The organism is Vibrio sp. 10N.286.52.C3 (genome assembly GCF_041468865.1).
Taxonomy (GTDB): Bacteria; Pseudomonadota; Gammaproteobacteria; order Enterobacterales; family Vibrionaceae; genus Vibrio; species Vibrio crassostreae_C.
This window is the reverse complement of the sequence record NZ_JBFRJM010000059.1, coordinates 1-10,158: the sequence shown is the minus strand read 5'-3', so window position 1 is coordinate 10,158 and position 10,158 is coordinate 1. Positions and strand designations below refer to the sequence as shown.

Here is a 10,158-nt window from a genome sequence, read left to right as displayed (position 1 = left end):
CATTAAAGAATTAGGCCTTTCAATATTTATTAGCGATCCAATTATCGCCAGCGCTGGACACTGACGATTAAGCGTTATGCAAGCTTAAGGTCGAACTCAGTGCGGTACATAACCATGTCTTCAATGGTCAGTACTGGCATGTTGTGCATTTTACCGAAAGCAACGATCTCTGGCGCTTTTGCCATCGTGCCATCTGGGTTTGTTACTTCACACAGTACACCGGCAGATTGAAGACCAGCCATTTGCATAAGATCCACTGTACCTTCTGTGTGGCCGCGACGAGCAAGTACACCACCTTTACGAGCACGCAATGGGAATACGTGGCCAGGGCGAGCAAGGTCAGTAGGCTTAGCTGTTGGATTTGCAGCTGTCTTGATCGTTGTTACACGGTCAGCGGCAGAAACACCTGTTGTTACACCAACTTTCGCTTCGATAGTGACGGTAAACGCAGTTTGGTTTGCGCTGTTGTTATCAACAACCATAGGTGGAAGTTCAAGTTGGTTCGCTTGCTCGTCAGTTAGACACAGACACACAATGCCGCTGCATTCGCGGATCATAAGCGCCATTTGAGCATTCGTCAGGTGTTCTACTGAGTAGATGATGTCGCCCTCGTTCTCACGATCTTCATCGTCAAGTAGAAGTACGCCACGACCTTCGCGTAGAGCTTGCAGTGCGTTTTCAACGCGAGTGATTGGTTCGCCAAATTCGGCAAGTAGTGAAGACTGATTCATGGTTAAACTCCTAAAATATCACCAGAATCAGGGCTGTATGAGGGATCTCAACCGAGCACAACAAAGCCTACTCATTACAAGTCAACTTTAGCTCATTATGGTTTTATCCAAAACGAAATGCACCCGCCTAAGTTGGAGGCATGAACCCAATAGATAGGTGCGCCTTTCCAACTTAAACGAGTGTGTTTTCATTCTCTCTCATCCGGACTATGACCGTCGGCTCTGGCATCTCACCAGATCTGCTGACCTCGACGAATCGAGCGCTCGCGGGCTTATCTTTAGATTTTGCTAAGGACATACCGCCGGTGGGGAATTTCGCCCCGCCCTGAGAATAAAAATTAATAATCTGTTTTGCTTTTGAAAGCAGACCAGATGGTAATCCTTTCAATAGTGGATTTAAAGGACTGACAGCAAAGTTTTTAAGATTCTGGCCTTATAATCCGGTAAGTGTTCACTTTATCAGCAGAACGCGTCCGGTAGTCTATTAGTGGGATGATGCCTTTGTCTCGTCTGGTTTCAGTGATTTTTGCTATCTCTATGAACATAAATGGATGTTGAACATTATTGGTGCTGGTGTGGCTGTTCACCGAATCAATACTCAAGAGGTCCATTAATCGAATATTGTTACACCATGACGGCTGACTGACCGTTTTGACATAAAATTGATATTGACGATGCTAAGCTGCGATAGCATCCGACCACTTTATCTAAAAGATCTTAGCCATGACTTCTCTGTTCTCTAACAAATCCAAAGGCTTATTACTGCTCGTTCTAAGTTTGTATTCCCTCATACCCTTTTTGATCTTTGGATCTGACTTCGACCTTGGAAGTGCTGTTTTGCCTTTCTATGGCGCCTTCATAACGTTTGTGACTTACTCTGCGGGCAATCAAGGATTCTTGGTAACGCTAGCGATTTTGTCTTTAGTATTGTTCACGATGAAGTTTTCCAAAGCTAAGTTAGTCAGTCTTTGTCTGCAGCTCGGCTTGTTGTTGGTGCTTAGCTTTGCAGCGAAAACCTTCTTAAAGCATTCCACTGAGAGCCCTCGTCCTTATTCTGAGTATTTGGTGACGCAGGAAGTGGTTGATATGCCAGAAGTGTTTTACGAATTACCATTGGTTGAAAAGAATGCTGCGATTGAGTCTGTACAAGATAAGGTGAGCGAGTGGCGAACGCGTCACTGGTTGGGTGAAACTGACTACTCTTTCCCATCTGGACATATGATCTTTGTCGGTGTGTGTTTGGCGTTTTTTGGTGGTCTTCTCCTAGAGGCGAAACGCTTTTATCTAGTCGGCGGTTTACTGGTTTGGGCTGGTGGTGTCGCCTATAGCCGTGTTTGGCTTGGCATGCATCGACCAGAGGACTTAGCCGGATCTATTACCTTTGCGGGTTTGATCTATTTATTGGTGCCGCTTATCTCAGAGCAAAAAATAGAACGCTATTTACCTGCATTTTTGAAACAGACTTCTTAGGGATCCGTCCTCACTGCAAAAGAAGGGCTCAGATTAGCAGTACGTAATAAACGCTACTGATTGAGCCCTAGCTCTGCTTGCTTCTTTTTGGTTAGACCTAAGGACACAATTCGGTGTGACTCAATGAGATAGTATCTCAGCTCCTCATCCCTTTGTGGCGTGCTTTCAAACAGCTGAATCCATTTCATACCGCGTGAAGCAAAGTAGGGTGCGGGTTTATAGCCCGGCTCTTCTTTGAGAAAGTCGAAATTCTGATCGGACGCCTTGAAGATAAACGCAGGCTCATCTTTCGGTCCCCAACCACCAATCGCAAACACCTTGCCACCCACTTTCCAAACGTGCGAGTTATTCCACTGCATCACGTAGCTGGTGGCTGCTTGTGATTCACAGAATGCATTGAACTCGTCGTATGTCATAGAACGCCCTTTCATAATTTGGTGGTGGATCTGTGTGTTTGTTGTTTTATCGATGTTTCTGCTTCTAGCTAGCTAAGCCTTGCCAAATAGCAGTGAAGCCGCTGATAGAACATAGTAACAAAGAGCCGATACGTATCTTCTCTTTAGGAATGCTTTGCGTCGTCAATAACGCTACCTTGTAACCCAACCAAGCGGCAGGAAGTAGCGGGATTGTGATGATCAAATGGTGCATCGTGAAGAAGCCAATTGGGATCTGTACCAGTAATGAAATGATAGAACTAAACACAAAAAACGCAGATAGGTTACCACGAAGTTGATTGGCATCTTGGTGTTGGAGTAGCAGTGCCATTGGCGGCCCACCAATACCAGAGCTGGTACCGAAGAAGCCTGAGAAGAATCCCGCGATACCCATTTTGGCAGGCGTCGGTTCTAACCTAAACGGCAGTAAGCTAACAATCACGGCGAATACAACCAATAAGCCCAACCATAGTGATAACACGCTCGTTGAAACCATCACTAACAAAGCGCCACCTGCCAGTGACCCCGGAATGCGGCCCAGCAATGCGATTTTTAATCCGCCAATAGAGATATTTGCTCGATGTTTAAAAGCGTTGAATAACGAGATAAACAGACCGATTAAACAGATAGGTGCAGGTACATAATCAGGAGAGACCAAAAACAGCAGTGGAGCTGCAACAATGGCCAAACCAAAGCCGATTGCGGTTTGCACAAATGAGCCGACAAAAATAAGTGCCATTGCGATAAGGACAGTCTGATCCATGTATTCCATAAGCCTGCGGATTAGTTTTAAAGGAGCGGGTGGATACTATAAATGAAAACCAAGAGAATAGTCTTATTATTCAGTGAGCTTTATGCCAGTTTCGCTAGTTATAGTTTCTATTATCGCGACCAACAAAAAAGCGAGTGAGTATCTCAGGATGCTTCCTTTCAATACTCACTCGCTTTATTGGAACGACTTGTTGTTTACGCTAGTGGGGGAGTCAGCATAAAACGTTAAGCCATTGCCAATTTCACTCGCTCAATCGGCTTGTCATTGATTGGTAAATGGATAAGTGCTGCTGCAAATGCCAGTACCACCGTTGACCACCAGATTGGCTCGTAAGAACCGTAGTAATCGTATATACGACCACCCACCCAAGCGCCTAAGAAGCTACCCACTTGGTGAGTAAAGAACACCAAACCGTACAACGTTGATAGGTAACGGGCACCGAAGATCTGACGTACTAAGCCAGACGTTAGCGGAACCGTACCCAACCAACAGAATCCAATTGCCGCACCGAAGATAGCCGCGGTTGATTCAGTCACAGGCAGAGTAACAAACGCACCGATAACCACAGTACGCACTAAGTACAGTGCAGACATAACGTGGCGTTTGCTGAACTTGTCGCCCATTACACCCCAGAAGTAAGACCCGAAGATGTTGAAGATGCCAACGTAAGCCAGTGCCATTGCAGCGCTGCTCGCGGGTAGGTCTTTATCTGCTAAATAGCTCGGTAAGTGCGTTGCGATAAACATTACGTGGAAACCGCACACGAAGAAGCCCGCGTGAATCAACCAGTAACCTTTGTGAGCAAACGCTTCAGACAACGCTTCTTTGAGTGTTTGGTTCTCTTCAGCTTGCGCTTGTTTGTTTGAGGCTGCTTTAGGCGCTCGCATGAACAGCGCAAAAGAGATCATCAAACAACACAGTACGCCAAACACTTGCATCGCACTCTGCCAGTCAAATTCATTCAGCATGTATTGTGCGCCCGGAATTACCGCGAACATACCAAATGAACCTGCAGCCGTGGTTAAGCCAAACGCCTTAGCCGCGTGCTCTGCTGGTACAACTTTCGCTACTGCGCCAAGCACGATCACGTAACTTGTCGCACTCAAGCCAAGACCAACCAGTGCGCCTAACGAAACGTAAAGCATGCTCGATTCGGTAGAAATTGAGGTAAGAAGTAAACCCAAACCGTAAGCACATGCGCCAGCAATAATGATGCGTCTTGCTCCCCATTTGTCAGCGGCCATACCAACAAAAGGTTGGAACACACCGAACAATAAGTTTTGTAGAGCAATAGAGAAGCTGAAAAACTCTCGACCCGTGCCGAAATGCTCTGAAATTGGCATCATGAAAATGCCGAATGATTGTCTGATCCCTAGACTGATAATAAGTGTGCCTATCCCTAGCCATACCAGTAAAGGAAAACGGAAAATGCTCATTCTAATACTCTTAAATTAATGGTGGTGATGTGAGTGGTCTTGCGCTGACATGTGTTGGTCAGTCATCTCATGGTGATGTTCGTGCCCAGAATGATCATGCCCTGACTGCTGGTGGCAACCACTGCTTACGGCATGCTGAGCCAAGAGATCAATCAATGGCTGACTGTGATGCACAATAACCAAACTAATGACGAGGAATAACGTCATTCTGGCAAGTTGGGCAAAAAGAGATTGTGAAAACATACGGTGTTGACATGCGCTCAATGTTGTAAGAAGTCGCGCATCATAGTGATGAGTCGGGTATGTATCAAATGACCATTTGTGATGTAGTCTATGCGTTTTATGCATAGATTGTCGCTTGATTGGAATTGGTATAAAACGCGCTCAATAAATAAGAAAACTTGAAGCTCGTTAGTTAATAGAAACAAGTATCTAATTAAGAATGAAAGTCTAAATTAAGGCTTATAACTAGCTGTTTAATTTAAAGTTTCACAAAGCTGTAAAAACTAATATACAAACTAATCACTAAGCAACATTGCTCGTTCACTCGACTTATCTGTCAAACATCGTAAATTTGGGCATAAATCGTTTCAAGACTACTGAAACGCGATGTTAAAAGATTCAGGGAGAGTCATTCACATGGATAAAGATCATAATCTTCGCGAAAACTTACTGGCACTGATCTTAGGTAGCGCATTGGTTTCACTCGGCGTTATCTTTTTCAACCAAGTCGGTTTGCTCACCGGGGGCACGGCTGGTCTAGCGATCTTCATTACCAAAGTAACAGATTTGAGCTTTGGCCAAGTATTCTTCGCACTTAACTTACCTTTCTATATTTTGTCGGTTGCTCGTATGGGCTGGCGCTTCACAATCAATACGTTTATCGCGGTTTCGATTGTTTCTTTCGCCGTGGATCACTTGTATCACGTGATTCAAATTGCCGAAATTCATGCATTGTATGCAGCTTTACTTGGTGGTGGCTTGATTGGTACCGGCATGCTGGTGATTTTCCGTCACAAGATGAGCTTAGGTGGCTTCAACATTCTGGCGTTGTTCTTACAAGAACGTTTTGGAATTCGAGCAGGTAAGGTTCAGATGGCATTAGACTGCACGATTGTTGTGCTTTCTCTGTTCATTGTTGATGTGTCATTGGTTCTTCTGTCTGTGCTTGGTGCGATAGTCACCAACTTGATTCTAGCAATGAATCATAAACCGGGGCGCTATCAACCTGTGGTAAAAGCGGAAGCAGCATAGTTCGGTTCGCTCAAGCTCTAGATTTGCTTAAGTAAAGAGTGATTTGCAGATTATGAAAACAACAAAGCCAGCATTAATTGCTGGCTTTGTTCTATTGAAATAACGGATTCGATGTAACGATTAACACTTGCCGCAGCTGGCGTTCGGCTTAAGCTCGCAATCAATCACATTGCCTTGTTGATCAAGGGACAAGTTACAACACTCTTCAAACAGGTTCTTAAGATCAGCACGGCTTTTTTGCACGCGGGATTTAACCGTTGAATAGCTGACGTTCTGCGCTTCTGCGATCTCTTTTTGGCTTTGGCCTTTGATGTCGACCGCAAGCAGTAGCGATGAACTTTGTTCTGGCAATGCCTGAATAAAAGGTTCAATACACAATGAAAGTTTCTGCTTAAATTCAGAGTCGTGGTCTAAATCGGTAAACCACAGATCTTCAGCATCAATTTGGCTATCACGTTGTTGGCGTGCATGCTTACGGTAGAAGTCGATAATGGTGTTGTTGGCTAACTAGGTCTTAATCAAGATATCTTGGAGCAAGTCGTCTACATCCGCAGAGTTGTTGACCTTTGAATGCAGGAATGACTTTAATGCTTGCTGATACTCGGCCCAGACTTGTTCGAGCTTCAAAGGTGCATTAGTTGCACTGTTCATTTACGCAACATTCGTCTTGTAAGAAATCAATCACACCTTCTAGGCACTCATACTCCGCCACGCAGAATAGAGTTCTTCCTTCTCGTCTTTGGCTGATTAGGCCCGCAGACGCCAAGCTTGATATGTGGTGAGACAAGGTAGAACCGGGAATGCCTAGCTCTTCTTGTAGGCCGCCAACTGCAATGCCTTGGTAGCCAGCTTTAACGACACTCTTATAAATGGTTAGGCGAATAGGGTGCCCCAACTCTTTAAGTGCTTTCGCAACGACTTCTAAGTTCATATTAACTCCTCAAGATTTAATTTCGATGTTAGTCGAAATGTATGTCGAATTCAAATTTAAAAACGGTGTCTGTGTAAGTTATTGAAAAACTGTGTTTTCGAAAATAATTTCGATTTTTGTCGAAATAATGCTTGTTCTGGAGCTGTTTATTTCTATAATTCGAGAATATTCGAAATTAAGGATTGGTTACTTTTCTCATAGAGCCCGACCTTCAATCCAGTTTGGAGTTAATTATGAGCAATGAAATGTTAACAATGCTGAAAGACGCACTTGATATGTTCGCTTTCTTAGCAGTAGAGCTAATTATCTTTTTCTTAGCGATCAGCTACATTGTTGGGATTCTTCAAGAGTTCCTTACACCAGAAAAGATTCAATCTATCCTGAGCTCACGTAATGGTAAGGGTTATGTAGTAGCAGCACTACTGGGTGCAATTACACCTTTCTGTTCATGTTCGACCATTCCTTTCTTAAAAGGATTGCTGCGTGCAAGAGCGGGTTTCGGTCCAATGATGGTGTTCCTATTTGGTAGCCCACTATTGAACCCAGTGATCATTGGTTTGTTTGTGATTACCTTCGGTTGGCAAGTTGCTGTGTTCTACTTCCTTGTAGCAATGACGGTGTCTGTAGTGGCTGGTTACGCACTTGAGAAGCTTGGCTTTGAGCGTTACGTAAAACCTGAAGCGTATGAATCAACAGGTTCAGCTTCAAGCTGTGGCACTAGCTGTGGTGACTCTGCTCCTAAGAAAGCAGCACCGGTTAAAGCAGAATCTTCATGTGGTACAAGTGCATGTGGCGAACCTGCACCAGTAATGGCAAAAGAGACATCTTGCTGCGATTCTAAAAAAGAAGAGCCACAAGTAACGGTTTCATGCTGTTCAGCGGATGGAAGCGCAACAGCTGAAATCGTAGAGAAGAAAGAACCTAGCCGTTGGATGAGAATTTGGTTCTCAACTTGGAAAGATTTTAAACAAGTTTTCCCTTACCTAATGATGGGTATCGCGATTGGTTCATTCATCTACGGCTTCATTCCTACAGACCTTATTGCACAGTACGCTGGTGAAGGTATGTGGTATGCGATTCCAGTAGCAGCCGTGATTGGTATTCCACTGTACATTCGTGCTGAAGCGGTAATCCCATTAAGTGCAGCTCTAGTACAGAAAGGTATGGCGTTGGGTTCAGTAATGGCATTGATCATTGGTAGTGCAGGTGCAAGTTTGACGGAAGTTATCCTGCTTAAATCAATCTTCAAGAACCAAATGATTGCAGCATTCCTATTCGTTATCCTAAGCATGGCGATGGGTGCAGGCTTCCTATACAGCTTCATCTTTGGTTAATCAGGTCTGATTTCGAGATAACACCATTGATACAAAGAGATAGATAATAAAAAAGAGCTCACATAGTTGAGCTCTTTTTGCGTTGAGACTATTAGTTCGGAGATTAGAAACCGCGAATATCAAGCTCATTGTTGATCAACACAACACACTGAGAAGCAAACAGCATGTTCGGGCCTAAGCTGATCTTTTCTGTTCCTAAGCGCTTTAAGCTGTTGTAGCTTTTCTTCGGCATTGGGATGTGGTCAGTCAGAAGGAAACATGGGTTTTCCGCAATCTCTGCATCACGGATAAAGTCGCCTTTTTTATCCATCATGTACAGCTGGTGGTCTTCAGCCAGTTCTTTGACTAGTTTTTCAAAGCTCATAGTGCGAACGACGATTCCCGGTTCAACCTGACGAGTCTGCTCTTTGGTCATACCTTGAGAAGCATCAACCGCTCTTACTACCGCTGATAACAATGCCGATTCATGAAAGCCACCAATGTTGGTGATCTCGTTTGAATCGAATGTAATCGTACGTGAAAAGTCTTTAGTACTTTCTAATACAAGGTGCACGGTGACATTCTCACGGTGAGATTGAGCAACGAAGATCGTGTTCATCAGAGTATGAGCCAGAATCTCAGTATGAGCATCTTGCCCAACACCTTCTAAGATAAGTTTGCTCTCTGTAGGGGCTGCGCGAGCGCGTAATACGAATGAACGCATGGAATGTACCTTGTCAGTATGTGATAAAGCGAAACGGCCTTATCAACATGAATTGATGAATAACCAAAATTGTGGCGGTATGTAACTCTTTTCTATTAATGAAGTCAAATAGAGTTGCGTATAGTGACAACCAGAAGAACTCTGCTTATTAAATAGATAATGACCACATTACAAGATGGTTAAGGTTGAAGCGACCCAATGTTAACGTAGATAGTATGTGCAAATTATTAAGTAGCTTGCAAAAGGAAGTAGTCAATGAAGTTACAGAAGATCAATAAAGAAGAATATAGAAAGAAGATGAACCTGTTATTGGTTTCATTGGTTGGTTCACTCGCCGTGTTCGCCATTGTATTCGGAACCATACTGATTGAACTATTTGGTTCAGGACAATCAATCGAGGGTGAATCGACAGGTAATTTCCACTTGAACGTATTAGGTGTGATCTTATCTGTTGCATTGAATGCAATTATCGCGAATCGTGTGAAAGGGCATGATTACTTCAAAGAAGCGCTTTATGTATGGAACCTTAAACAAATCCATAATCAAATTTATCGTAAGCTCAAGCGTATTCAACCCAAAGCTGAACAAGGCGACCGAGACGCGCTGACCATCCTTTACTTCTATTACACCACGCAAAAACAGGTATACGACCTAGACAACAACACATTGACGATAAAAACAGTTCAGCAATCGCTAGATAAGATCTTAGAATTGAGTGAGAGATGGAGTATTGAACTAGATATAGAGGCTTTTTCGAAAGATCTAATCGCAAAGTTTTAAGTAATATGCCCATTATTGTATGAGCTTTGAGCGATGAAAGAGCCTTTTGACGCAAAAGTAGCCACTTAAGAAGGTTTTTTGAATTTTTATCAAAAAAGGGGTTGCCATGTTTTCGATGATCTCTATAATGCCGCCTCACTGACACGGCAGACGCCACAAGGCTTCAGCAGTAATCAGTAAGACGGAAAGTTCGAAAGAAATTAATTTAAAAAGTGTTTGACACTTAAGATTAAATCGCTAGAATTCACGTCCGCTTTCAAGGGTTTCTTTGTAAAAAGAAAGTTTTGAGAAGCAAAGCTCTTTAACAATTTAA

At 43.6% G+C, this 10,158-nt stretch carries 11 protein-coding genes, 1 pseudogene and 1 riboswitch; of the genes and pseudogenes, 5 read left to right on the top strand and 7 right to left on the bottom strand.

Annotation, left to right across the window (positions count from 1 at the left end; genetic code table 11):
• Positions 1-74: 74 nt before the first annotated feature.
• Positions 75-731, bottom strand: a complete 657-nt coding sequence (gene ribB, locus AB4138_RS18180) for a 3,4-dihydroxy-2-butanone-4-phosphate synthase (protein WP_004733029.1) — start codon at positions 729-731, stop codon at positions 75-77.
• Between the two features lie 186 nt (positions 732-917).
• A riboswitch (FMN riboswitch) is annotated at positions 918-1,068 on the bottom strand.
• Between the two features lie 386 nt (positions 1,069-1,454).
• Between ribB and AB4138_RS18175 the strand changes: the two genes are divergently transcribed.
• A complete protein-coding gene (locus AB4138_RS18175; RefSeq protein ID WP_372123208.1) occupies positions 1,455-2,201 on the top strand; it encodes a phosphatase PAP2 family protein in 747 nt (248 codons plus the stop codon).
• Positions 2,202-2,254: 53 nt separating this feature from the next.
• Here AB4138_RS18175 and AB4138_RS18170 read toward each other — a convergent pair whose 3' ends face one another.
• The 3 genes from AB4138_RS18170 to AB4138_RS18160 all read right to left on the bottom strand — a co-directional run bounded on the left by AB4138_RS18170 (position 2,255) and on the right by AB4138_RS18160 (position 4,843).
• Positions 2,255-2,617 carry an MmcQ/YjbR family DNA-binding protein gene (locus tag AB4138_RS18170; RefSeq protein WP_372123206.1) on the bottom strand — a complete coding sequence of 121 codons (363 nt, stop codon included), beginning with the start codon at positions 2,615-2,617 and terminating at the stop codon, positions 2,255-2,257.
• 64 nt (positions 2,618-2,681) lie between these two features.
• Positions 2,682-3,407, bottom strand: a complete 726-nt coding sequence (locus AB4138_RS18165) for a sulfite exporter TauE/SafE family protein (RefSeq protein ID WP_372128359.1) — start codon at positions 3,405-3,407, stop codon at positions 2,682-2,684.
• Between the two features lie 224 nt (positions 3,408-3,631).
• Positions 3,632-4,843, bottom strand: coding sequence for an MFS transporter (locus AB4138_RS18160; protein WP_102429223.1), 1,212 nt, complete (start codon positions 4,841-4,843; stop codon positions 3,632-3,634).
• A 29-nt stretch (positions 4,844-4,872) separates the two neighbouring features.
• On the opposite strand from AB4138_RS18160, the gene AB4138_RS18155 reads away from it, so the two are divergent.
• Complete coding sequence (locus AB4138_RS18155; protein WP_017061698.1) at positions 4,873-5,022, top strand: hypothetical protein; 150 nt, start codon at positions 4,873-4,875, stop codon at positions 5,020-5,022.
• A gap of 460 nt (positions 5,023-5,482) precedes the next feature.
• The gene (locus AB4138_RS18150; RefSeq protein ID WP_017065874.1) at positions 5,483-6,097 is read left to right on the top strand and encodes a YitT family protein; all 615 of its coding nucleotides are present in this window, start codon (positions 5,483-5,485) and stop codon (positions 6,095-6,097) included.
• A 120-nt stretch (positions 6,098-6,217) separates the two neighbouring features.
• Here AB4138_RS18150 and AB4138_RS18145 read toward each other — a convergent pair.
• Positions 6,218-6,748 (bottom strand): annotated as a pseudogene (locus AB4138_RS18145) (sigma-70 family RNA polymerase sigma factor).
• Positions 6,732-7,028 (bottom strand): helix-turn-helix transcriptional regulator, encoded by a 297-nt coding sequence (locus AB4138_RS18140; RefSeq protein ID WP_004733042.1) that lies wholly within the window; start codon positions 7,026-7,028, stop codon positions 6,732-6,734. The pseudogene AB4138_RS18145 and the gene AB4138_RS18140 overlap by 17 nt, the downstream one beginning before the upstream one ends.
• A 233-nt stretch (positions 7,029-7,261) precedes the next feature.
• On the opposite strand from AB4138_RS18140, the gene AB4138_RS18135 reads away from it, so the two are divergent.
• Positions 7,262-8,362, top strand: coding sequence for a permease (locus tag AB4138_RS18135; RefSeq protein WP_017061701.1), 1,101 nt, complete (start codon positions 7,262-7,264; stop codon positions 8,360-8,362).
• 103 nt (positions 8,363-8,465) lie between these two features.
• On the opposite strand, the gene trmY is transcribed toward AB4138_RS18135, so the two are convergent.
• Positions 8,466-9,065, bottom strand: a complete 600-nt coding sequence (gene trmY / locus AB4138_RS18130) for a tRNA (pseudouridine(54)-N(1))-methyltransferase TrmY (protein WP_017061702.1) — start codon at positions 9,063-9,065, stop codon at positions 8,466-8,468.
• Between the two features lie 255 nt (positions 9,066-9,320).
• On the opposite strand from trmY, the gene AB4138_RS18125 reads away from it, so the two are divergent.
• A complete protein-coding gene (locus AB4138_RS18125; protein ID WP_371721795.1) occupies positions 9,321-9,845 on the top strand; it encodes a DUF3087 family protein in 525 nt (174 codons plus the stop codon).
• Positions 9,846-10,158 lie beyond the last annotated feature (313 nt).

Bases quoted from the DNA above. Each gene is read 5' to 3' on its own strand.
- AB4138_RS18135 (WP_017061701.1), top strand. From the start codon at position 7,262: ATGAGCAATGAAATGTTAACAATGCTGAAAGACGCACTTGATATGTTC.
- AB4138_RS18175 (WP_372123208.1), top strand. From the start codon at position 1,455: ATGACTTCTCTGTTCTCTAACAAATCCAAAGGCTTATTACTGCTCGTT.
- AB4138_RS18140 (WP_004733042.1), bottom strand. From the start codon at position 7,028: ATGAACTTAGAAGTCGTTGCGAAAGCACTTAAAGAGTTGGGGCACCCT.
- AB4138_RS18125 (WP_371721795.1), top strand. From the start codon at position 9,321: ATGAAGTTACAGAAGATCAATAAAGAAGAATATAGAAAGAAGATGAAC.
- AB4138_RS18170 (WP_372123206.1), bottom strand. From the start codon at position 2,617: ATGACATACGACGAGTTCAATGCATTCTGTGAATCACAAGCAGCCACC.
- ribB (WP_004733029.1), bottom strand. From the start codon at position 731: ATGAATCAGTCTTCACTACTTGCCGAATTTGGCGAACCAATCACTCGC.
- AB4138_RS18165 (WP_372128359.1), bottom strand. From the start codon at position 3,407: ATGGAATACATGGATCAGACTGTCCTTATCGCAATGGCACTTATTTTT.
- AB4138_RS18150 (WP_017065874.1), top strand. From the start codon at position 5,483: ATGGATAAAGATCATAATCTTCGCGAAAACTTACTGGCACTGATCTTA.
- AB4138_RS18160 (WP_102429223.1), bottom strand. From the start codon at position 4,843: ATGAGCATTTTCCGTTTTCCTTTACTGGTATGGCTAGGGATAGGCACA.
- trmY (WP_017061702.1), bottom strand. From the start codon at position 9,065: ATGCGTTCATTCGTATTACGCGCTCGCGCAGCCCCTACAGAGAGCAAA.